This is a genomic window from Butyrivibrio sp. ob235, from assembly GCF_900109475.1.
In the GTDB taxonomy this organism is placed as follows: Bacteria; Bacillota; Clostridia; order Lachnospirales; family Lachnospiraceae; genus Butyrivibrio.
On record NZ_FOBE01000035.1, the window covers coordinates 19,900 to 42,199 of the forward strand.

General features: G+C 40.4%; 22 protein-coding genes and 1 pseudogene. 2 read left to right on the top strand and 21 right to left on the bottom strand.

Going from position 1 to position 22,300, the window contains the following annotated elements; all coding sequences use genetic code 11:
* Window positions 1-555: 555 nt before the first annotated feature.
* The 9 genes and pseudogenes from BMW61_RS18370 to BMW61_RS18410 form a co-directional block, all read right to left on the bottom strand.
* On the bottom strand, window positions 556-1,554 hold the full coding sequence (locus BMW61_RS18370) for a serine hydrolase domain-containing protein (protein WP_091824992.1): 999 nt from the start codon (window positions 1,552-1,554) through the stop codon (window positions 556-558).
* A 107-nt stretch (window positions 1,555-1,661) separates the two neighbouring features.
* On the bottom strand, window positions 1,662-2,357 hold the full coding sequence (locus BMW61_RS18375) for a CPBP family intramembrane glutamic endopeptidase (RefSeq protein WP_091824994.1): 696 nt from the start codon (window positions 2,355-2,357) through the stop codon (window positions 1,662-1,664).
* A gap of 58 nt (window positions 2,358-2,415) precedes the next feature.
* On the bottom strand, window positions 2,416-3,279 hold the full coding sequence (locus BMW61_RS18380) for a GNAT family N-acetyltransferase (RefSeq protein WP_022762534.1): 864 nt from the start codon (window positions 3,277-3,279) through the stop codon (window positions 2,416-2,418).
* Between the two features lie 39 nt (window positions 3,280-3,318).
* Window positions 3,319-4,920, bottom strand: coding sequence for a hypothetical protein (locus BMW61_RS18385; RefSeq protein ID WP_091824997.1), 1,602 nt, complete (start codon window positions 4,918-4,920; stop codon window positions 3,319-3,321).
* On the bottom strand, window positions 4,921-5,628 hold the full coding sequence (locus tag BMW61_RS18390) for an ABC transporter ATP-binding protein (RefSeq protein WP_022762532.1): 708 nt from the start codon (window positions 5,626-5,628) through the stop codon (window positions 4,921-4,923).
* Window positions 5,629-6,494: 866 nt separating this feature from the next.
* Window positions 6,495-7,211: pseudogene (locus tag BMW61_RS18395) on the bottom strand (amino acid ABC transporter ATP-binding protein); the annotation flags it as partial.
* The gene (locus BMW61_RS18400; RefSeq protein WP_091825003.1) at window positions 7,198-9,447 is read right to left on the bottom strand and encodes a transporter substrate-binding domain-containing protein; all 2,250 of its coding nucleotides are present in this window, start codon (window positions 9,445-9,447) and stop codon (window positions 7,198-7,200) included. The pseudogene BMW61_RS18395 and the gene BMW61_RS18400, both read right to left, overlap by 14 nt.
* Window positions 9,448-9,639: 192 nt before the next feature.
* Window positions 9,640-10,080: a DEAD/DEAH box helicase family protein gene (locus BMW61_RS18405; protein ID WP_091825006.1), complete on the bottom strand. Its 441-nt coding sequence runs from the start codon at window positions 10,078-10,080 to the stop codon at window positions 9,640-9,642.
* Window positions 10,081-10,105: 25 nt separating this feature from the next.
* A complete protein-coding gene (locus BMW61_RS18410; protein ID WP_091825009.1) occupies window positions 10,106-10,795 on the bottom strand; it encodes an aspartate/glutamate racemase family protein in 690 nt (229 codons plus the stop codon).
* 238 nt (window positions 10,796-11,033) lie between these two features.
* Between BMW61_RS18410 and BMW61_RS18415 the strand changes: the two genes are divergently transcribed.
* Window positions 11,034-11,420: a hypothetical protein gene (locus tag BMW61_RS18415; RefSeq protein ID WP_091825012.1), complete on the top strand. Its 387-nt coding sequence runs from the start codon at window positions 11,034-11,036 to the stop codon at window positions 11,418-11,420.
* A 333-nt stretch (window positions 11,421-11,753) separates the two neighbouring features.
* On the opposite strand, the gene BMW61_RS18420 is transcribed toward BMW61_RS18415, so the two are convergent.
* The 12 genes from BMW61_RS18420 to BMW61_RS22140 form a co-directional block, all read right to left on the bottom strand.
* Window positions 11,754-12,695, bottom strand: a complete 942-nt coding sequence (locus tag BMW61_RS18420; protein WP_091825014.1) for an alpha/beta fold hydrolase — start codon at window positions 12,693-12,695, stop codon at window positions 11,754-11,756.
* Between the two features lie 22 nt (window positions 12,696-12,717).
* Window positions 12,718-13,374 carry a DUF998 domain-containing protein gene (locus BMW61_RS18425; RefSeq protein WP_022761821.1) on the bottom strand — a complete coding sequence of 219 codons (657 nt, stop codon included), beginning with the start codon at window positions 13,372-13,374 and terminating at the stop codon, window positions 12,718-12,720.
* A gap of 124 nt (window positions 13,375-13,498) precedes the next feature.
* Entirely contained in the window at window positions 13,499-13,981 is a 483-nt protein-coding gene (locus tag BMW61_RS18430; protein WP_049946212.1) for a GNAT family N-acetyltransferase, read from the bottom strand.
* Between the two features lie 66 nt (window positions 13,982-14,047).
* The gene (locus BMW61_RS18435) at window positions 14,048-15,361 is read right to left on the bottom strand and encodes an ABC transporter substrate-binding protein (RefSeq protein WP_026498858.1); all 1,314 of its coding nucleotides are present in this window, start codon (window positions 15,359-15,361) and stop codon (window positions 14,048-14,050) included.
* 17 nt (window positions 15,362-15,378) lie between these two features.
* Window positions 15,379-17,004 carry an ATP-binding protein gene (locus tag BMW61_RS18440; RefSeq protein WP_091825017.1) on the bottom strand — a complete coding sequence of 542 codons (1,626 nt, stop codon included), beginning with the start codon at window positions 17,002-17,004 and terminating at the stop codon, window positions 15,379-15,381.
* A 198-nt stretch (window positions 17,005-17,202) separates the two neighbouring features.
* Window positions 17,203-18,003, bottom strand: a complete 801-nt coding sequence (locus BMW61_RS18445) for an alpha/beta fold hydrolase (protein WP_091825020.1) — start codon at window positions 18,001-18,003, stop codon at window positions 17,203-17,205.
* 64 nt (window positions 18,004-18,067) lie between these two features.
* Window positions 18,068-18,745, bottom strand: a complete 678-nt coding sequence (locus BMW61_RS18450) for a TIGR00266 family protein (protein ID WP_022761826.1) — start codon at window positions 18,743-18,745, stop codon at window positions 18,068-18,070.
* A 124-nt stretch (window positions 18,746-18,869) separates the two neighbouring features.
* On the bottom strand, window positions 18,870-19,319 hold the full coding sequence (locus tag BMW61_RS18455; RefSeq protein ID WP_207650202.1) for a DUF3795 domain-containing protein: 450 nt from the start codon (window positions 19,317-19,319) through the stop codon (window positions 18,870-18,872).
* A gap of 1 nt (window position 19,320) precedes the next feature.
* Window positions 19,321-19,869 (bottom strand): NUDIX hydrolase, encoded by a 549-nt coding sequence (locus BMW61_RS18460; protein WP_091825025.1) that lies wholly within the window; start codon window positions 19,867-19,869, stop codon window positions 19,321-19,323.
* 15 nt (window positions 19,870-19,884) lie between these two features.
* Window positions 19,885-20,226: a P-loop NTPase family protein gene (locus BMW61_RS18465; protein WP_091825027.1), complete on the bottom strand. Its 342-nt coding sequence runs from the start codon at window positions 20,224-20,226 to the stop codon at window positions 19,885-19,887.
* Window positions 20,223-21,056, bottom strand: a complete 834-nt coding sequence (locus BMW61_RS18470; protein ID WP_091825030.1) for a class I SAM-dependent methyltransferase — start codon at window positions 21,054-21,056, stop codon at window positions 20,223-20,225. The genes BMW61_RS18465 and BMW61_RS18470 overlap by 4 nt, the downstream gene beginning before the upstream one ends.
* 558 nt (window positions 21,057-21,614) lie before the next feature.
* Window positions 21,615-21,767, bottom strand: a complete 153-nt coding sequence (locus tag BMW61_RS22140; protein WP_155832016.1) for a hypothetical protein — start codon at window positions 21,765-21,767, stop codon at window positions 21,615-21,617.
* 162 nt (window positions 21,768-21,929) lie between these two features.
* On the opposite strand from BMW61_RS22140, the gene BMW61_RS18475 reads away from it, so the two are divergent.
* Window positions 21,930-22,300 (top strand): DMT family transporter (locus BMW61_RS18475; RefSeq protein ID WP_139176445.1); only part of this gene is annotated, 371 nt, incomplete at its 3' end.

The window sequence follows — 22,300 nt, forward strand, 5'->3', positions numbered from 1 at the left end:
TATCTAAATGATATATCTAATTGATATATTAGATTTATTATCATTTTATGTCAACAAAGAAAAAACAGACCCTATTCACTTATTTGGGTCTGTTTTACACTGATTTATGTGCTCTTACTTTTTCCTTTACATCAGCAATTACCACGATAATAAAGTCTATATTTTATGCCATAATTTCAAGTAATACTCTTTGCGGCATACTATTTTAGCCGCAATTTTCTGCCTCTATTTCTATTTTGAGAATTTGCAGCAGTCGCTTTGTGAATTATATGACTACCGTTTTCTCTATTTCTCTAATTTGTAGCAGTCGCTTTATGTCTATATCCCACTGCCGCATATTTTTCTTTTCTAACTTGTGGCAGAAGATATATTCCAAAAACAACTGCTGCAATCAACCATTTTCATATTTGTAGAAGGCATTGTATCCAAATTTCAACTGCCCCTATTCTCATTTTCTTCTCTTGTAGCAGTAAAATCTTCTCCAAATATTATGTTTCTATCACTAAAGCTAAAGCTAACCTTTATTGCCCAAGAACATAAAACTGAAATATAAACCTATACAGTACATTCTATGGCCGGCAAAACCTTTTGTTCTATGAATTCCACTCTGTCAAAGATCCTGGGCTTAAATGTGCCTGTCATTCCCACAGATACATTTTTTTCTTTGTTTACATAGATGATATTCCCGCTGTCACCAATAGCAGCATAAACCTCTCTGTCATCATATGGCTTGTACCATAAGTAGCCGTAGTTCATGTAACCAAATCGCTCACCCAGCTTAATGTGAGGTGCCAGCATGTCTTCTAAGTATTCTTCAGAGATTATTCTTTTCCCGTTATACAGGCCTCCATCAAGAACCATTGCACCGATCACAGCCATGTCTTTTGCTGACATACATAATCCCCAGCCTGCGGTAACGCTGCCCTGAGGGTCAGAGTACCACTCGTATTTTCTTGGATTCTTGTTCATGAAAAAATCAAACTGATCCTCTTTGGAACTGTCTCCGTGCGGTATTCGCTTTGGAAGTCCCAGCGGCTCAAACAGGTTTCTGTTGGCAAAATCGATGCATTTCTCTCCGGATGCTCTCTCAATTATTCCTGCCAGGATCTGAATGCCAAGCGTCGCATACTTGAACTCTCCGGTAATTCCCTTACGTCCTCCAAGATAATCAAGTATAGCAATCGTAAAGTCCTGTGAAGTACACACCTTTTTCCAAGGCTCTGACTTACCTTTATACGGAGCTGTCATTGTAAGCAGATGCCTTATTGTAACATCGTAGATAGTTTTCTCTCCTCGCTTTACAGTATAATCCGGGAAAAAATCCATCACCTTCTGATCCAGGCTCTTGATATAGCCCGCATCCAGTGCAATTCCGGCAAGCAGCCCCATCACACCTTTGGTCACAGAGTTTACATTCATCGCATCCAGAGTCTTAAACCCATGCCAACAATCGTCATATACTTTATCACCATCTTTTATCGCAAAAATCTGACAGATGTTGCTCTCATTACCGGTGCTCCCTGAAATGTATGTGTATAGTTGTTCTTTATTCACTATAAAAGCCTCCTCTTAGAAAGATTTGGACGTCCTAAGAAAAGGCTAATATGATTAAAAATTGTTTTCAAGAAAAATCTTAAAAAGTTTTTTATGTCAGATATAACTCAGCCAAATATACCCATACTCATATCAACGCACCCATGCATAACCGTTGCTCCAAAGATATTTCCATAACGTCTGTAAAGCCATGTACACACGTAGTGCCATAAAAGTTGAAATGGCGCACTTGCAATAAACTCAGGCCAGTATTCCACAAACGACATTCCTCTTGCAGCCATCTGAAATGGATAATGCATTAAAACAAACAAAAGCCCGGCTACTAAAATAGTGAGCCACTCCCGCTTAAAAACAGGAAACAGCCTTGGCTGAATAAATCCTCTGAAAGAGATTTCTTCGCTAAATCCTATAATAACGAAGAAGTAGAAAATGTAATATGCAATCTGACTGACCGTCAAAAACTCCGCATGTGCGATAATCCCCGGAATAATTGAAATAGCCAGTAACACAGCCATTCCCAATATGAATGAAACAATGAGCGACTTTTTAAGGTTCCTTGCACTCAGGCCGGTCTTTGACAAATTGCGAAAGCAAAGAACTACCGGCAGTAATATAAAGGCCAGATTGACAATAGTTACGTAATACGCACCACTTTGATAATAGATTTTCCCAACAATATAGTAAACAATCATAAAGATTGCATAGAATGCTATGGCTAACAAAGTATCGCCGATAGTATAGGATTCAAGCTGGTTTTTGTACTCCTCATCTGCCACGAAAAAATTATCCAAAACCTTATTCATATTGATCTCCTGCCGTACTTCTGAATGTGAAAACCGTCCCACTAATGCTCCGTAATCATTATGCGTGTGTTATTGCCTGAAGCATGTATTCTTGATCTCGGTTTTCTTCGAAGAACTTTCCTTTTACAAAAAATGTTGTATCTTCCTCATGCAGTTCACTCTTCTCAAAGCCGCTGACATCCTTTGGAGTAAAACAAAGGATAACCTTTTTCACCTGAGAACCAAATGAAGTTATAACCTCATCAACCGCTCCTTCGCCAATAATTGTATGAAGAATCAGCGTATCATCCTCTAATTCCGCAACTGCGTAGCTGTCACAGTCCTCAATATAGAACAGGTTCTCCGTCATAAACTGCGACAGATAGAACATGTATAATCCGGTATTCCCGATCATATACAGCTCTGCATTCTGGCTCCTGGTGTCGAGAATTCGAACAGCCTTGTCAAAATCATCCTTTCCATTCAGAGCAATCATCTTGGCTTTATTTTCTCCTATTATACTTACTTCTTTTGAATACTGATATTCCTTTGCCTCATGAAAGCCAAATCTAGGGTAAAAATTCAGAACAGAGTCATTGGCAAAAAGATAGATTCCGTCTACCTTTTCTTCATAATCCTTCATAACCTCTTCCATCAGCATTCGGGCATAGCCCTTTCCCCTGTGATCAGGGTCAGTCATAATTGTTCCGAGCTGAATCAGTTTCACGGTTTTGCCCTTATAATTCATGTTGCAGGCATTTACTGAAACATTGGATACTACCTCTCCGTCATTCACAATAGAATACGGAATATAATTATCCTGCCAAAAACCGTTTTGATACCAGTTTTCAAAATTAAGACCAAAAGTCTTTTCCGCAAGTTTATTGAACGATGCTCTAAGAGCCTCGTTATTTCTGTAATTCTTTTCTATACAAACACTCATATTATTTCTTCACCTTTAAATTAGTAATTCCTATTACGGTTATGCCAGCTCGGAATAAATTCCGGCTCCCTTCGTACAGAGCCATACAATAATCAAAATCGATAAAACAGCAAATAACACACTCCAGGCTATCAGATACATAACGATTCCAAAACAGAAGCCCGCAAGCATGTAAACTGCTACAAACAGAATTGAAAGTCCCCAGAATGAAAGGATTGCCAAAAATGCTCCTCCGCTTTGTTTAATTGGCGCCATCTCATTAGTCCAGTTAAGTAGAGGGGCCTTTACAGCAATTGCAGTATCTATTGCAGCAGAGAACAGGGCAAATATCATAGGCATGATCACTATAAGCAATTTACAGATAAATGATTCATCTACAATCATACTGGTACATAAAGCCGCAATCAATGTAGGAATAGCTGCCAGAACAATCTGCAAAGTCATTTTTGAAAGAAGTACCTGCCGCGGCTTTACCGGCAATGAATGCGAAATCCATATACTTTTTCCCTCCAGAGATACAGAGGGAACTGCAGTATCTATCATGGATCCCATAAAGATCAGTCCTGTACATAGAAATGCTGTTGCCGATCCCGGATAATCTGAAAAAACACGCTCCACTGCTTCTATGATCACCTGTCCTTTGAAAAGCAGCAGTATTCCTGCAGCAGGCATCAGGATAATGCCGAGACCGCAGTTAAGCATATATGTAGGGCTTGAAGTGAACTTTTGCAGTTCTTTCCATATAAGTGCTTCAAACGGAGATTTTTCTTTTACTGTCTTTTCGACGTATTGAATTTTTTCAACCTTGCTTGAAGCTGTAGCTATAGAGATAAAGCTCTTTAACATGTGGTGCCACAACAGGAAACATGCTCCTGCAAATAAAGCTGTAAAAACAAAGCACCACACAATATTTCCTTCTCCGATCAGTCCAAACAAATACAGCGGATATGCGTATCTTCTTACATTTTCAGCATATATGGGCGCATTAACCAAGAGATCTCTGATAAAATCGCCGGCCTTAAAATAAAAGAAATAGTATGCTGCAACTGCTGCCAGTGTCACAAAAACCGTGATAAAGCTCTTATTCTTCAGCCTTAAGCTGATCTTTGCTATCACATACCCAAGGCCGCAGGATATCAGCATAACAATCGCTGAAATAATAAAGAAAAATAATATCCCACATAGTACCTTGGCTCCTGTAATACCGGTCTGCATAAAGTAAACTATCTCGGTAGGAATCGTAACGGTTAAAATATACATTACTCCAAGAAGGTACACGTTTATAAGCCTTGAGCCAACTATATTCCTCACAGGTATCGGCAATGATAACAAAAGATCATTATCTTTGGAAAGATAGAGTGCCGTATATGAATTGTATACACTTCCAAAACTACCAAGAAGCACTGCTACAGTTCCCATAAGAACGAAGTAAAACCATCCGGCATTGCAGCTTATCAAAGGTCCGCATAATGTCAAAGACAGTGCCAGAAACATTCCGCCAAGAACCCCCACCATGATGACCGCAAAAAATACAAACCATGCAGCTATCACAGATTTAGAGCGCATTTTGTTTCTCTTGGCATCATAAAAATATCCTTTGAAAACTTCAAATAACTGTTTCTTAACCAGCGTTTTCAGCATTTATACCGCCTCCAGTTCAAGAAATACTTCTTCTAAGCTGTCATCACCTTTAACGTCATCCATGGTTCCGACTTTTACCAGTTTTCCATGATTGATAATTGCAACCTTGTCACAGAGTTTCTCCGCAACCTCAAGCACATGTGTGGAAAAGAAAATTGCTCCACCATTATCGCAGTGCTCTCTCATCATCTCTTTAAGTAAATGTGAAGCCTTGGGGTCAAGTCCCACAAAGGGTTCATCCATTATTATGAGCTTAGGTTCATGCATCCATGCGCTGATGAGAGCAAGTTTTTGCTTCATTCCATGTGAATAAGACGAAATAGGCATTCCAAGATCCTGAGTTATTTCAAAAATATCAGCATATTTATGAATCTTTTCATTTCTCTCCGATGATGAAATTCCATATACATCCGCAATAAAATTAAGGTACTTTATCCCGCTCATGAATTCATACATATCAGGATTATCCGGGATATATGCCATCTCCTTCTTACAACCGATCGGATCATCCATTATGGATTTTCCGTCTATAAAAATCTTACCTTCATCAAATCTCAGAATTCCTACTGCACTTTTAAGCGTAGTACTTTTTCCTGCACCGTTATGGCCAATAAAGCCAAATATTTCTCCGGCCTTAATGTGAAGTGTCACATCATCTACAGCTTTCTTATCCCCGTATGTTTTTGTCAAATGCTCTATTTTCAACATATTTTAATTCCTCCTTTTTCATACATATAAGTTATCACACCGAACTACTGCCTATGGCATTTGCACTTATAACAATATATTTTACACTGATTTAAGTATATTCATACCCAAAATAAAAAATGACAGAGATTTTTATCCCTGTCCTTAGCTATATACTATTATAAAATGCTTAAGCTAAATCAGCCTAAATTCGCTATCCATTTTTGTAATCTTGCAAGCACCTCGGCGCTTTCCGGTAATAGCGGTGCAAACAACTCTAAGCCCCGGTCCAAACAATTCGCCCATATAAAAAAGAAAGTGCTTCTTGTAAGACGATTATTAGTTTCCATGAAGCCCCCTCATAAAAAAGTCTATTACTCGCCTATTATTTCACTGTTACCTAAAATTATACCTTCTATACCGGGCCAAACCTATTTATGCAATCTAAATAATGTATAAATTTATCGTAAATATGTATTAATCAACATGCCTACTCTTGCAAATCGTGGCTACTTTTGATATAGGGCAAACTCCAGATTGTTTCCATATTCTTTACTGTCGTCCCATGAATATTTCTCATCACTCACAATCTTTTTAAGAATTGAAACCGAAATCTCGTCACCATCCTTAAATACATCAAACGGCTGTCCACCATAAGCAAGAACAAATGCAGCATTCTCTTTTTCCTGTGAGTATTCAATGGAAAGATGTACCCTGGGCTTATCCATTGTGCTTACAATGCACTGATGCACAGCCTCTTCGAATGCAAGATGTATATGTTTTGCCAGTGAATAGGGCACCTGATTCCTGACACAATAATCCTCTATGAGTGTCTGCGTACCGAGGTAATCGTAAGTCTTACTATCTATATCAATCTCTATTACTTTCAGCCGTCTTACAAAGCGTCTTGTCTTCTCTTTTTGCGGATTGTCAAAAATCTCCTCGGGCGTTCCGTCATCATATATGCCACCTTCATCCAGGAAAAATATCCTGTTGCTTATAGCCCTTGCAAAAGACATTTCATGGGTCACGATCATCATTGTTTTCCCCGAGGAAGCAAGATCTTTTATAACAGCCTGAACTTCTCCCACCATGGTCGGATCAAGAGCACTTGTGGGCTCATCCAAAAGAATCACATCCGGATCCATGGCAAGGGTTCTTGCGATAGCCGCCCTCTGCTTTTGCCCACCGGATAGCTCATCAGGCCAGGACATAGCTTTGTCGTAAAGGCCTACACGCTGCAGAAGTCTCATGGCTTCGTCATATGCCTCCTGTGCTCCTTTTCCCAGAATATCCATTGCAGGAGCCATGATGTTTTCCACCACGGTCATATGTCCAAAGAGGTTAAAGGACTGAAACACCATTCCCATTTTCTTGTGGACTTTCTGCAGATCGCACGCGGGATCTGTTATCTCCGTATCATCCAAAAATATCTTGCCGGATGTTGGCTTTTCAAGCAGATTTATGCAGCGGATCAGAGTACTTTTTCCTGTTCCCGAAGGTCCGATTATTGATATAACATCACCATCATTTATCGTGACACTGACATCCTGAAGTGGTGTTGTATTCGGGTATTCTTTTCTCAGATTCTCAATCCTTATCATTCAGTCTTACCCCCTTAAGTATTTTAGGGATCTTTCTGTTTCTGTAATCAAGCCGTAAATCTATCCTGCTGATTATCATGCCAAGGAGCCCCTCAAGCACAAAGTATATTACTGCTATCGCTATAAGCGGGAAGAAGGCATCATAAGTGCGGCTTCTGACGATATCTCCTACTTTGGTCAGGTCCTGTACAGCTATGTAGCCGACTATGGCAGTGGCTTTTATAAGTCCTACGATTTCACCCTTATAGGAATTCATCACATGCGGCAACGCCTGTGGAAGGATTATCCTGAAAAAGATCTTTAGGTCCGGATAACCCAGAGAATATGCTGCTTCGTACTGTCCTTTGTCTACGGCACCTACTCCAAGCCGCAGAAGTCCTATGACCGAAGAAGCAAAGGTCAGTGTGAAACCAATGATTGCGATAACGATACCGCTGACAGAGACACTTCCAAAGATTATGTAATAGAGTATCATCAGCAGAACAACCATGGGCATACCCTGAACAAGCCACATAACTGCCCCCGTAATGCCGTTTGCAATCCTGTTATCATGTCTGCATAGCATATAAACAAGAAATCCCAGGGCTGTTCCAAATATTACAGTCATCACTGTTATGAGCAGTGTTGTCAAAACTCCTCTTACAAAGAGTTTCCATCTGTTTTCCCGGATGAAGGTTTTCTCAAAGCTTGATTTTACACTGTTCCAAAAAGATGTGGCTGAACTGCCGGCCTTTGCTCTCCTGACCACCAGTACAAATGCTGCAGGGTAATATTCTATAAAGTCAACTGCTTCTCTTCGCTCATCCGTAACTATGATGGATCCGATTCCCATCTTTGCCTTACCGGACTGCACATATGAGAGAATCGCAGCAAACTCCATCGGAACAAACTCAACTTTGACATCCATCTCTTTTGCCATAAGCAGAACTATATCTGCATCAAAGCCTATAACTTTACCTGACTGTCCCAGATAACTCATAGGCTCAAGGCTGTCGCATGCCGCAACCTTAACAGTGCCGGCTTCTCCTGCCCAGTCCTGCTCGATCGGAACTTTTTTCTCATTATCCGATCCTGTCCATTTTTCCCATAATTCTTCTAATGTTTCCTTAGGTATGGCATCATAAGCCTGCTGCCACTCATAGGTATCGTCAGCCTCTTTGGCAAACGCAATGCCAAAGGTGCTTTCCTTTAATATTTCAGGAAAATATGCCAGCTCATTGTCACGATTTACAGCCAGATCCGCAAGGGCATTATTCTGCAGTATTGCATCGGTTTTCCCCTGCTTAAGGGCCAGCAGTATATCCGGCATGTTGTTGTAATACGAAAACTCTGCCACATCCGGAGCAAAACTTCTTACAAGGTCCTCAAAAGGCGCACCGGTTATCATCGATACTCTTTTGCCATTAAGCTCTTCAAAGCTTTTTAGTTCAGGACCACCTCCGGTACTTTTAACTGCAATTCCAATTTCTTCAGTGAAAAGATCATGTGAAAAGTTCATCGCCTGAGCGCGTTCAGGTGTAACGTTGAGATTAGCCATAACGCAGTCTACATCTCCTGATGCAGCCGCATTAATGATAGAACCGTAATCATAAACCTTGAATTCCAGGCTGGCATCCAAATACAAAGCAAAGCGTTTTGCAAGCTCAATATCATATCCGTACAGCTCGTCCCCTTTATAGAAACTGTAGGGTGTAACTATACCGGTAGTACCGACTATGAGCTTTGTTTTGGGATTCTGCGGCTTTGAAATCTCAGGCATATCATAATCATTTTTCAGTACCCACCTGGAAAACATATCATCAAGAGTTCCATCGTCGTGCAAATCATCAATAAACGTATTCAGCTTATTCTCCAGACCATCAATCTTCGTCACAGGAGATATTCCCGCAGCGACATGGACCTTTTCATCCATGTTCTGTTCCAAAAGCACTGCGTTTATATTACCGCTCTTAAGTGCCAGTGTCAGCTGACGACGGTCATAGATATAAGCATCTATCTTTCCCTGTTCCAGCGCCTGTAGTCCCTCATTCATCTCTATATACACAAGTTCTGCCTCGGGAAGCTCATTTTCCACAACGACCATAGCTGCTGATCCCACGCCAACTCCAATCTTTTTACCCGGTTTGTTTAGCTGGTCTTTTGACGTGATTGGCTCTTTATCTCCGGCAGATACAGTCCTTCCGGGAATGCATATAATCAGTGACAATATCATGATAAATAGTAAAAGTCTTTTCATTGAATAATCTCTTTCCTCAATATCATGCTGATATCAAAAAATCGAAACAGCGACTCAAATAACGACATCTAACCACCTAAAATTTTACTATATTCCGCTATGTAATAATCTTAAATAAGTATAAAAAATGCCAGTCATCCATATTGAATGACTGGCATATCATAAAGGTACTTTCCTTATTCATATCAAGGCCTATACAGCGATGCGTTCTTCCAGTAACCTGCATAATGAAGATGCATCCCCATTTACTCCATCATATCTGAAATCCACAGATTCCGCATCAAACATTCCATGCTTCTTCTCAAGCATTTGTTCAACCGGCGTAGGAAGATTGCCATGAAGCCTCTCCTTAAAACGTTCCTTTATGGTATCAAGATCTGCTGTGACCAGCACTTTTACTGCCTCATCCGGAAGCAGCTTAATGTGCTCAGCATCTGAGATCACATATACGATATTGTCACTGTGGGCAGCATTGCAAAGCTTTTCTTTAAACAGTGCTGTCGCTTCACTCTTACTTTTTGCCATTCTGAGATAATCCTTTCCTGTAATAACCTCAGCTCCTATTTTATTCTGAATTTCAGTTGCAAGTGTGGATTTCCCACTGCAATTTTCGCCTATAATTCCTATTACCATTGCACTTATCTCCCTATTATCAAATTCATCTTAGCGCCTCATTTACAGCTGCTGTTGCATGAATAATTGTCGTATCAAACGTCGGAAGTGCGCTGTCCTCATCCTTTATGAGCATGCCGATCTCGGTACATCCAAGAATCACACCTTCTGCTCCTTGTTGCTTCATTTTTTCAATAATACGCTTGTACTCATTTCTGGAGGTGTCCAATATTTTACCCAGACATAACTCATTAAAAATGACATTGTCGACAATCTCCATGTCCCTTTCATCAGGCACCAAAACTTCAAGCCCTGCGTCTTTAAGTCTTTCAATAACAAAGTCCTGTGTCATTGTGAATCTTGTTCCAAGAAGTCCAACCTTCTTTATTCCGTTTTGCTTTATTGCACTAGCGGCAGCATCCGCTATATGAAGGATCGGTATACTGATTTTCTTTTCGATATCAGGAACAAGCTTATGCATTGTATTTGTTGCAATTACAATAAAATCAGCTCCTGCCTTTTCAAGTCTTGCCGCAGCATCTGTCAGAATCTCAGCATTACCTTGCCAGTTGCCCTTCCCCATATTTTCCTCAAGCTCTGCAAAATCAACGCTGTACATAAGGATTTTTGCGCTGTGAAATCCTCCAAGCCTTCTGACTACCTCTTTGTTTATGATCTCATAATATGTAACAGTACTCTCCCAGCTCATACCGCCGATAATTCCGATAGTTTTCATCCTGTTCCTCCAATCTAAGTCCGTCAAATCGTATCTCTCTTAGTAAATATCAGCATTCCTAACACAGAGTATAGTACCAAACTAAAAACATCCTTGTCATTACACTTATTTGGGGCTGTTTTTCACTGATGTTTTATTTTAGTGTAAAGCCATGCAAAATCAGTGCGTCTCAAAATATCTCATATTCCACATGGTAGTTTATTTCCAATAACTAAAATAAATATTTGGGAGGTTTGCAATGTTCGAAAGTGACTACGCTAAAATTGAATACATCGAAAAGGACAACGTTGTTTTTCATACCTGGAAAAAAGAAGCACACTATAACGACTACCGCGTTCCGGTAATGGCATCTTTAGATTTACTCAGAACACACAAAGAAAGCTACTTTGTCGTAGATGCAAGAAACGGATTCGAAGATGTAAAGGAAGATCTGGAATGGGGATTTGATTATTTTCTTCCAGAGCTTAAGAATACAGGCTGTAAGATTTGGGGATTTATTTTGCCTGAAGTATCCGACATAGAGGGTGAGATTGGTCTGTGGACAAGTGAAATTGAGAAGAACTTTCAGGTTATAAGGGCTGAATCATATGATAAGATCATCAAAAATATTAGTTCCAATCAGTGACTGCAGATCACAATTCTGCCGCTATTTCAATTATCCTTCTTTGAGGTAGTCTATTTTAACCACAATATTCTGCTGCATTTTCCATTTTTCAAGTTTGCAGTAGTCGCTATGTATATCATATGACTACCGCACTTTCTATTTTGCCCATTTGTGGTAGTAGTTTTTATTCAATGACAACTGCCGCAATCAGATATTTCCTTATTAGCGGCAGATTCATCAGCACAATTTGCACTGCCGCTATTAAGCTTTCCTACTTTTGTAGCAGAGAATAGCATAAGACAACTACTTTCACTTCGATATGTCTGACATTGTTTTGATCAAACATTTTTTCCATTATTCACCGATAAACTCCCTGATATCTTCAGCTATCCGGTCCTGCATAAAATTGTGCACATAGTGGCCGCAGTCTAATTCGATCACTTTTGCATCTGAAAGGTCTGAAGCATAATCATAATGGTTTTGGACCCAGTTGGTACCCTTAACTTCTTTTCCGTCGGAAATAAACATTATCATCGGCACATCCTGCTTAGGCTTGCTGTCAATCTCGCTGACAGCATCAGTAATCGAAAGACCTTCATTTATAACATCGATATTTACAGCTTTCCTGCACGCAATGGCCCTATACAGTTCCTTTTCCTCCTTCGAAAGTGCAGCTGGCAAAGAACTGTCTAAATAATAGAATCTGACAATACCCAACTTACGCGCAAGGGCAGCCAGCTTTTCAAATTTGAATACGCCATCAAAATCGAACTCGTCATAGGTACGTGGAAGAACCATGTCAAGGCCTATGATTGCTTCGACTTCATCAGGATAATCCTGAGCCCACATAATAGATTCAAGTCCGGACAATGAATGCGGGCAAAGGACAAACGGCCCTTCGATTCCGGCCGTTTCAAGTGCTTCCCTGTCCTGCCTTAAGATCGTATCAAAAGATCTCTCGTCATCAACTACATCACTGAATCCATAACCAAACTTCTCTATAACGACTATATGGTACTCATCTTTAAGAAGAGAATAAAGGCTCCTGAAATCTAGTATCGGCGAAGCAGTTCCCGAGCCTGACAAAAACAACAATGTATGCTCACCTTCGCCTTCTTCATAGACGCACATCATATGTCCGTCCACATCTACCATTTGTCCCAAAGGTTTCTCTAACAACGATTCCTCCTGCTTCATCCTTATCCTGTTATAAACAAAAATCACTAATAAGGACATCACCGGAACAATGATGAGTACTAACAATACTTTTCCCAATAACTTTAATCTTTTCTTCATAATAACCTCATCGTCATATGTTTCAGAAGGATTTCTCCATCCTCTGCAGCCCTTTAAATCCGTTGAAGAGATACAATCCAAGAACCGCATTAAATCCTATCGCGGAATATATGCTGAATCTTTCTGCTATACCAAAGTACTGAGGTGGAAACGCCTGCATACCTATAGGTCCCATCAGCATCATGACGAAGAATATAGCCGCCCAGATTCCGATTCCCCTCACTTCTTTATTCCTGCATCCGGCAATTATAAGCACGACAAGTGATACTATGGAAAGAATTACCACTAATGCAGTAACCACCATGTGCATGATTTCCTGAAATGAATCAATCCCCTTGCCGGCATCATCTAGTGCAAACATCGAATAGCCGACCTTTGAGATCCAGTTCATAACAGTAAAAAGATATATCCCAACACGGAACATTCTGGTTGAAATCTCTTTTTCCGAAACGTATATTGCTACGCATGTGGCACATACCACACTTCCGGCCGAATATACCGCTGCCAGCTTATCCCATAACTGTCTTGAAGGTGCGGACTCAGCCGAAAGATCACTGACTGCCTGTTCCATCCAGTTATATCCCGGGAAAGCGCCTCTGCAAAAGTACGCTGCAACTGCATACGATATCAATGCAGCAAGCCCAGTAAGTCCGACCCAGTTAATCAGTTTTCTGTTCATTATTTTCTCCTGTCTGGTGGCTGTCCCAAATTGTTACTCATTTTTGGAAATCCATTCTTGTTAATGCCTTTCCATTAGGAAGGTGGACCCTTGATTGGAGTATGCCTTCATCCGACAAACAATTTTATCGTTCAATCCCTAATATGAGAGATTTCATTTTGAAACCGTACTTTTCATACAAATGAATCACCTTGTTACCGTCGACTACTTTTACTTCGATATGTCTGACATTGTTTTGATCAAACATTTGCATTGCCCAATCCATGAGTTCTTTGCCAAACCCTTTTCCTCTGAATTCTTCCTTTACCACCAAATAATCAAGTTTACCGATTTCTCCGTTAATATCAACTTTGCAGAAGCCGATGATCCGGTCTTTCATTTCGATGACCGCGATATAGGATTCATTTTTTAGCAATGCTGTTTCAAATAATTCCAAGGTCTTTTCGTATGGTTTTAAAGGATAACATCCTTTGAAATTCACAGATGTTGTATTGTGATATTCTGATAACTCCCGAATACAGTCGTATAGTTTGCTTACCTCGTTATGTGTTATTTCTCTCATAGCTTTTTCCTTTATATCGTTGTTTGGAGTAATAGATGAAATCATTATCACGTCTTATTTCCGTATATCCCATTTTCGTATAAAATGAGCTTCAGTTGATTTTCACCAATGTCAGCGGATAACACTGCTTGATACCTTTTGTATCCGGCTGGCTGCTTCCTCCGGAGTAATATATGATAATGCCAGGTCTTCAAGTGCATCACATACGGCAAGGCTTAAGTCCTCGTATTTAATTCCTCTTGTTCCGGCAACATTTGTCTTTCCGTTCTCTATGATATAGTCAAGATTCTTTTTCCCATCTTCGCTTAGTCCCTGTATATTCAGCTCCATGTCAGCGCGGGATGGCATATATTCAAGATATCGATTAACAAGAAGCTCCTGTCCCTCATTTACCAAATATGACATAAAACGGAAAGCCGCCTCCTTCTGGCGGGACTCCGGATTCAGGCAAAGGATTACATCTACATTAGCTGTTACCGGAGACACTTTTCCATCATCATTCCAGTCAATCAGAAAAGCCTCGTGTTCCGCTCCCTCAGCATCAAAGACTGCTCGGGTTTTTTCATCGCTTACCGTATACATGTTCATGGCCCATGAGCCATTTACTATCATGGGAGCACTTCCTTCACGCTGAAACATGTCATTAACAGTATTATAAAATGGCATTTTTATTGCTTTATCCTGAAATACTCCGTTGCTAAATGAGTCCTGCCATATTCTGAAGGATTCTATTATAGGTTCCGACTCGAAGGTCGTTCTGCCCTCAATCGCATCGTACAAGGCATCGCTTCCGCAGTCAGCTGCTATGGACATCCACAAATCAAGATTCATCCAGGAATCCTTTGCGCCTATAGCTAACGGATATTGCCCGTTTTCACGAAGTTTGCTGCATGTTTCCTGCATTTCTTTATATGAGGTTGGCACTTTAAGACCATAGTTTTTCAGCATGTTGACATCTGCCCACATATATCCGGCATAGGTCTGTCCAAGCGGAAGTCCATAAATCTTGCCGTCAACATCGCTAACACGCGAAAGGCATGAATCAAGGAATTTATCCTGCCACTCGGATCCCCAGCTGTTCTCACAAAAAGGAGTAAGATTCTCCTCAAATAGCCTGAATGCATCAAAAGCGGAACCCGAGCTTATGCCATATACATCGGGTCCATCACCGTCTATAAGTTCTACCCGCATATGCTCCTGATATGCATTTGCCTCGGTAAAAACATAATTAACTTTTATATCGGGATTCTCTTTTTCAAAAGAATCTATGATCTTGTAAATCGGACTGTCCGGCCCATAATCTGCAGGATTCCATGTCTGAAAGGTTATGACGGTTTTCCCTTCCTGCTCCTGGGGCTTATTACAGCCGGAAAGCGTACTCAAGCATATGATCATAGATAAAAGAAACAACGCACCTTTTTTCATAAACACATTTCCTCGAATTAACCTACTATCATGCGCACCTTAAATTTATTATCCTCGGCGACGTATCTGATCTCACTGTTTGTCTTTTTAACAAAATCAAGAACACTTCTGGTTCCGATGCCATGGCCGTCTTCTGATGTGACAGGATGCCCATCTACATCCAGCTCCGCTCTTTCGTTACATGAATTAGATATCTCCAAAAGGAGCTGCTGCTTATATTTTGCAGTAACCTCAATAAAACGTTCACCTTCCGGCACTTTTTCGCAGGCGTGAATCGCATTCTCAAGCAAATTGCTTATCGCTATTGCAAGCTGCATCTCATCAACATCGGTTTTATAGGGAATATTTGTAGATACTGTAACCTTTATATCACTGCGCTCTGCAAGCGTCACATAATGCATAAGCGCAGCATTAACTGTGGTATTCTCGCAATAGCGGTGACTTCCGCGAGGTTCCTGAGATAATCTCTCCTCAAGGCATTTTCTGGCTTCATCCACCTTACCGTCCTGAATAAGTGCTAAAACAAGTGCCTCAAAGTGTCTCCTGTCATGACGCATAGCCCTGTCCTGACTGATGAGTTCTTCTGCAGCGTTAAGTCTGTCGCGCATACTGCCGGCAGCCATTTCCAGGATAGCTGCATCGGATTTTAGCTGATACTCCCTCTGCTTAAGTACAGTTGAATCGACGAGAGCATAGAGTTTTCCGATGACTTCACCATCTGCGAAAAGTTCTTTCTCCTCAGGAGTATAGTATTTATCACCAACCTTTATGGTATCGCCTCTTATGATAGCCTCACGAAGGGCATTAACAACATCCATCGGATCTTTAGTTATTTCCGGATAAAGCTCCTTGGCATGTTCGTTGTAATACTGCACACTTCCACTTTCATCCAATGCGATAACTCCTTCGGATAACCTGTCGACAATATAATCTCTTGCCATGTCGATAACCCCAAGCAGGTTGTATCTGAATATAGCTATAAACATAGAGATTGTGATTGCCACATTTCCAACAACGGAAATATCAAAATAGTATGTAATGAAAAATGCGTGTGCGATCTGCATAATATAAAGAGTTGCAGAAATGAAAAAGCCACCAAGGATGATACATGCGCGCTTTCTGGCCGTACTTCCGCTATGATTCTTTACAGACCTTATCAGTAAGAAAAGCATAATTATTATTGCAATGGCCTGATACTGCATAAACACTTTATGGACAATGCCATTTCTGTGAAGCAGAACCGGAAACATTCCGGTCTTGTCAAACCATATTTTTGAATAATAGAGAGTATGCTCCTGCAGAGAAAAAATCAGCACATATACCGCAGCATCAATCAGTATAAATGCTCCCGATAAAGCTCTTGGAATATTGATATGAACAAGCTGCGCAGTAAACATAAACAGAGAAAAAACGATCCAGACTCTTCCTACATAAGAAAACTTCAGCGCAGCAATATAGGCATCTTCCGTTTTTGAAAGAAGCTGCAAAAGATATCCTGTATTACTTATGAGCATTGCTATACAGTTGAGGAAAAGATATGCATGAAGCTTATTTTTCAGGTTTCTGAATACAATAAAGCCTTCAAAAAACATGGAAAATATGCTGAATATAATTACTGCTAAAAGAACGGTGCGCACTGTCATTTCGATATTTATCCTTCATTAAATTCACTTATATTTCTTCATAGAATATTATACAAAATATCGTCAATAAGATGTATTTGAATTTTATAGTGTTTATCTGATTTTCCACATAAAAATATATCATCCACACAAAAAAACAGACTCGGATACACTTATCCGGGTCTGTTTTTCACTTATTTACATAATCTCAAATAAAATTCATTCCATAAAAAAGTCGTATACTCTTTTCTTATAATCAGGTGCCGTGTCAAAGGAAGCATGGCCGAGTCCTGTGTACATGTACAGCTTGAACTCATGCTCTTCATCCAGCTGCTCCGCAATTTCCATTGTGGCGTCAGAATCAAGGACCTCATCTTCAAAGGTACCGGTTGTCATAACGGGACACCTGATTTCTTTGAGCTTATCAGTGATATTAAAATTCTGTGCGCCATTTGCAATGATGATGAATCTTCGAAGTTCATCATCTGTGACAGTCTTAGCAGAATTAATAAAGTAATCCCTGAATTGCTCAAATACTGCCGAAGGATAGACCATCTTTCCAAAGCATAGATAAAGTCCTTCCTTGTCACCTTTTTTCGCAAGCTCTATCCATTTATTCAGGGATTCAAATTGCTCATCGGTAACATGTGAGGATGTGGAAGCAAGCGCCAGTTTTTTGACAAGCTCAGGGTACTCTATGGCAATTGTCATGGCTATCATTCCGCCCTGAGATGCTCCGAACAGATAAATATCGGAAAGCCCCAGCTGTTTTATGACTTCAGCGGTATCCCTTGCCATATCGTAAACGCTGTATTCCGGCGGTAATTCTTTTCTCCTGTCAATGGTGTAGACTGTAAAATCATTGACTGCCATAGTGAAGGCATCTGCCACAGCATCGGCTGACCCCATAACGCTCTGAACACTAAGTCCCGGCAAGATCACCATATTGCGCGGTCCGGCTCCGAACTTGAAATAATCCATTGAAAAATCGCTTGCCTTAACCGTGTTAATGTTAATCACTATAACCTCTCCTTATATCTAACACTTCAATCACGGAAACTTAATTCGCGACATATATCTTGCCTTACTTCTTGTTTAAATGAAGCATTTCTGCCAGTGTTGATGCAAACTGAAGGAGCGGCTGAGTCTGAAGAATTACATGGCCGGGGCCTGTAACTACTGTATTGAAGAGACCTTCACCACCGAAGAGAACGTTGCCGATTCCTTTAATCATAACGATGTCTATAGATACAGTATCATCGCACATTACCAGGTAACCAGTGTCAATTGTCATCTTCTCGCCTGCAGCAAGATCATACTCTACAACGCCACCATCGATCTCAATAAGAGCCTTACCGTTTCCTGAAAGCTTGTTCATGATGAATCCTTCACCACCGAATAAGCCGGACCCGATCTTCTTCTGGAAGAAAATATCAAGGTTTACGCCTTCATCCATTGCAAGGAAAGAACCCTTCTGAACAACGATTGACTTACCTGTAACATCGATCTGTCGGATCTCACCGGGTGAGCATGCGCCAAGTGCAAGTATGCCGGGGCTATCAGCTACATAGCGGTTCATAAACAGAGACTCGCCTGAAAATGCACGGCCGATCATCTTGCCAAGTCCGCCACCGGTATTTGTTTCCATCTTAACGCCGCCACTGAGCCATGACATAGCGCCTGTTTCACACATGATAGCGTCTCCAGCTTCCATCTTGCAAATAGCTACCGGAAAGTTTCCACCTTTAATTTCACAATTCATTTAGTAACCTCCTTTAAAATATATGTTTATAAAAAATTTGTTCCTTAAATTTTTTCTTTTAGAACTCACCATTTTCATTGTAATTCATTATTGTGTTAGCTACAATCCCCGGTAACTTGCAATGCTAATGCATCCTTCGTAGAATTGACATTATCTTATATGCATACTGGTGGCTGTCGGATTCTTTATAAAAAGCTGCCATCTTATCACATGGAAAGCCATCACAGGATGCACACGAATCGAAGCCCTTTTCATTGCAGCACTTCACAGGCATACATTCATCTCCGCTCTTCCATTCCGTATGCCTGCACGACGGGCACTTCTTATTTAAAAAATCAGGGCATGCAGAACAATCCACACCACAATATGATAATTGTCCCAGCAGTTGTCTCTGTATTTCAGCTCTTTCTTCTGTTGACAGCTCTGAAATATAGATGCAATACTCATTTGGATACCCTCCAACAAACTTCATGTGTTCCATCCCGATCTGCTCTGGACGGGTTATCCATAATACCTGGTCTCCATAGTAATCATCTATGTATTTGAGCCTTTCACCTTTGTAAATGATATCCATATTACTCTTCGCCCTTTCCAAGACCATTGGGAAAACGCAGAACCTGAGCCTTCATCTCAAGTATCTCGTTATCACCTATCATCCCAAGAAATTTTTCTACAAGTTCCAGATCCATATCCTTAGCAAGGTCACAGTATCCTGCTATAAGCTGGAACATCTGATAGTTTTGCAGCATGCTGGGCTCAAGCACATGGTCTGATCTGAGAAGTTCTATAAGTGATATAAATGCTGCATTTGCATCTGTTTCACTTACATTTTCCGGAGAAATATCTTCTGTAATATATTCATAGAATTCTGAATCCTCTGTATTTACCCCGACAATACTATCGAGTGTTCCATACATGTTCATATCAAGATGAAACATCGACGGGAAAGACTCCTTATTAGCACTTCTCTTCTGAAGCAGCACCTGATATGAATCGCCGCTTTTTCTAAGTATCCATGTATGCGCTGTTCTATGCGGAATTCCTTTGTTATGCGCTTCTGATCTTGTCACCTGCTGCCCTGTTGGAAAACCATTATCATCGCTTACATCAAATATTTCTTCCATCAGCTCTTACCCCGTTCATAAAAAATCTGTCCTATTATCATAACAAAAATCGGGCAGATTTAAAGCTATCGACTTGAAAAAATAAAAACACTGCCGGATTCTGCATTCATATACATCCGACCTTTCTTTCCTTATTATGTCGATATTAGATGAAATGTCGTCGCTCTGAAGATACATTATTCTGTACTCTTTTCCGGAAAGCGCATCTATTACATCCTTATAAAAATCGACAATCTGTTGATCACTTGCTTTTTGGAACAAGATCATATCCTCAACAAAGTTTTGAAAAATGGAACACTCAAAGATATTCTTATCTCCGTTCCAATTGCGAAGCCTTCTACAAAATAGTTCATTCAAACTTCCTTTCTAACCTGTTTCCTGTAATCATAAATAATCCCACCTTCAATGCTCTCATGGCTAAGCCATTCAAAGCCTCTTGATGTCAGCTCACTGTCCGGTCCGGTGCGCTTAAACTCATCGTCTCCGTTGCAGATAACAAGCCATCCGCCATCCTTTGTGATACGTGTAATCTCAGCAATCTCTTCCTCATAAAAATCGCCAATTACGTGTCCGCTCAGAACAACATCAAAAGTGTCATTTTCATAAGGCAGGCTCAAAACCTCTCCATCCAGCACCTTCACGTTAGAGATTTCTTCCGCCTTAATTCTGTCTCTCATGTATTCACGCAGGCAGTCGCAAGGCTCGCTGGCGTAGACTCTCTTTGCTTTCTTCGCCGCTGCAAAGGCCAGACGCCCTGTTCCGGATCCAACGTCCAGAAGGATTTTGTCAGTTAGGTCAACCAGCTCGTATAAATATTTCTCATCCCAGTTTCGAATATAGTTGACCTGATTCATTACTTCCGGAAAAGCATAAACAACAAAGGTCTCGTGAGCCTGAAGAATCGCACTCTCAGCTTCCTTCATCTCGTCCTCTGTCCAGTTGCCATAGGGTATCTTCTTAATCTCATCGAGAAACTCTGTGCATTCCGGCGCCTTATTTCGCACGTACCACTCCACATGTGGATACCTGTAAAGCGCCATCGCCATGTCGAGCTTATAATCTCTGTCTCCATAGGAGAACCACTCGTTTGCACTGCAATCCGTAAATATCCATTTCAAAGCCCAGCGGTCAAATAACAGAAAACAATTCATTGTGTAGTCTTTTGCATTAATCCAGTTATAACTCATATTTCCTCCAAGTATATTCTTATGTATCAAATTGTATTTCATTCAGTTTTTTAACATTATTCTCAAGAATCAGATCATCAAAACCTGCAGATCAGATTCACTGAATCAGGCAGATCCTCATCTATAAATCCGGAGTCGACAAACCCGCACTTTTCATAGACTCGAAGTGCAGGCGCATCTTCCTTGTCCACACACACCTCTACATGATCATAGTGATGCTCCTTCTTCAGTTCATCCAAAAATTGTATGGAGACCTGGGTTGTGGATAAAAAAGAAAAACCGTGACTAATAAGCCACGGTTAAAAGACTGCTTTTAAAAATCCAAAATCAGAAAGCACAAACCGAGGTCATCATACTGTATTCATTTGCATTTCTCTTTGTCATTATGAACATACTGATTGCCTCGCTTTCTTTTAGATTTGTAACACAAAATTAAAGTTATCAAATTTCCGATAATAAGTCAACTCTGAAAATTTTAAAAAGGGCATTAAAAAAGCCGGCATTGAGCAGGTTCCTTCTTCGGTATCACTTACTTCTTCTGACTCGCCGCCTGTTTCATCATCGTTTTTTTTCGCCAGATGCATCAAGATGCTGCGCCTGAACATTCACCTGGTTTTTCTGAACTCCCATATCCGAAGGGTTCATACAGAATACAAGAGTCCCCGAAAGCGCTCCTGCGCATATCCTTGCAAATATCTTCTTAAAAAACATCTTTTACAATCTCCTTTTGAATCTCTGATTATCTTTCTCAAATATGAAATACCAACATTTTTTGGTTTTTTAAAAAATAAAGTGATTTTTTTATCCTGAAGATAAATTGAAAAGGAATTCTGATTGTGTTATATATGTTTTCTGTCAAGGAGCAGTAACACAATGAAAAGAAATCTAAAAGGAATAATATATACGCTACTTGGAGCATCTTGCTGGGGATTGTCCGGATCAATGGGCCAGTACCTTTTTACCGTACAGCAGATGGATAGCAGGTGGCTCGTGCCTATAAGACTTGGTCTTTCAGGAATACTTATCCTTTTGTATTGCCTGATAAGACATAAAGATACCGTGTTCAAGCCATGGAAATCTGTAGAAATGGCAAAATGGATGATTATATATGGAGTTGCGGGTGTAAGTATCTGTCAGTTCCTATATTTTCTAACAATCGAACTTTCAAATGCAGCCATGGGAACAATACTTCAGGATCTATCACCAATATTTATACTTATCTTTACATGCATGACCTCAAAGAG

What these genes read in the sequence shown, in the direction of transcription:
- BMW61_RS18375 (WP_091824994.1), bottom strand. Translation starts at nt 2,357, where the DNA reads ATGAATAAGGTTTTGGATAATTTTTTCGTGGCAGATGAGGAGTACAAA.
- BMW61_RS18425 (WP_022761821.1), bottom strand. Translation starts at nt 13,374, where the DNA reads ATGAACAGAAAACTGATTAACTGGGTCGGACTTACTGGGCTTGCTGCA.
- BMW61_RS18415 (WP_091825012.1), top strand. Translation starts at nt 11,034, where the DNA reads ATGTTCGAAAGTGACTACGCTAAAATTGAATACATCGAAAAGGACAAC.
- BMW61_RS18450 (WP_022761826.1), bottom strand. Translation starts at nt 18,745, where the DNA reads ATGAATTGTGAAATTAAAGGTGGAAACTTTCCGGTAGCTATTTGCAAG.
- BMW61_RS18380 (WP_022762534.1), bottom strand. Translation starts at nt 3,279, where the DNA reads ATGAGTGTTTGTATAGAAAAGAATTACAGAAATAACGAGGCTCTTAGA.
- BMW61_RS18430 (WP_049946212.1), bottom strand. Translation starts at nt 13,981, where the DNA reads ATGATTTCATCTATTACTCCAAACAACGATATAAAGGAAAAAGCTATG.
- BMW61_RS18405 (WP_091825006.1), bottom strand. Translation starts at nt 10,080, where the DNA reads ATGGTAATAGGAATTATAGGCGAAAATTGCAGTGGGAAATCCACACTT.
- BMW61_RS18390 (WP_022762532.1), bottom strand. Translation starts at nt 5,628, where the DNA reads ATGTTGAAAATAGAGCATTTGACAAAAACATACGGGGATAAGAAAGCT.
- BMW61_RS18435 (WP_026498858.1), bottom strand. Translation starts at nt 15,361, where the DNA reads ATGAAAAAAGGTGCGTTGTTTCTTTTATCTATGATCATATGCTTGAGT.
- BMW61_RS18455 (WP_207650202.1), bottom strand. Translation starts at nt 19,319, where the DNA reads ATGGATATCATTTACAAAGGTGAAAGGCTCAAATACATAGATGATTAC.
- BMW61_RS18400 (WP_091825003.1), bottom strand. Translation starts at nt 9,447, where the DNA reads ATGAAAAGACTTTTACTATTTATCATGATATTGTCACTGATTATATGC.
- BMW61_RS18385 (WP_091824997.1), bottom strand. Translation starts at nt 4,920, where the DNA reads ATGCTGAAAACGCTGGTTAAGAAACAGTTATTTGAAGTTTTCAAAGGA.
- BMW61_RS18440 (WP_091825017.1), bottom strand. Translation starts at nt 17,004, where the DNA reads ATGACAGTGCGCACCGTTCTTTTAGCAGTAATTATATTCAGCATATTT.
- BMW61_RS18420 (WP_091825014.1), bottom strand. Translation starts at nt 12,695, where the DNA reads ATGAAGAAAAGATTAAAGTTATTGGGAAAAGTATTGTTAGTACTCATC.
- BMW61_RS18470 (WP_091825030.1), bottom strand. Translation starts at nt 21,056, where the DNA reads ATGAGTTATAACTGGATTAATGCAAAAGACTACACAATGAATTGTTTT.
- BMW61_RS18460 (WP_091825025.1), bottom strand. Translation starts at nt 19,869, where the DNA reads ATGGAAGAAATATTTGATGTAAGCGATGATAATGGTTTTCCAACAGGG.
- BMW61_RS22140 (WP_155832016.1), bottom strand. Translation starts at nt 21,767, where the DNA reads ATGTTTTTTAAGAAGATATTTGCAAGGATATGCGCAGGAGCGCTTTCG.
- BMW61_RS18410 (WP_091825009.1), bottom strand. Translation starts at nt 10,795, where the DNA reads ATGAAAACTATCGGAATTATCGGCGGTATGAGCTGGGAGAGTACTGTT.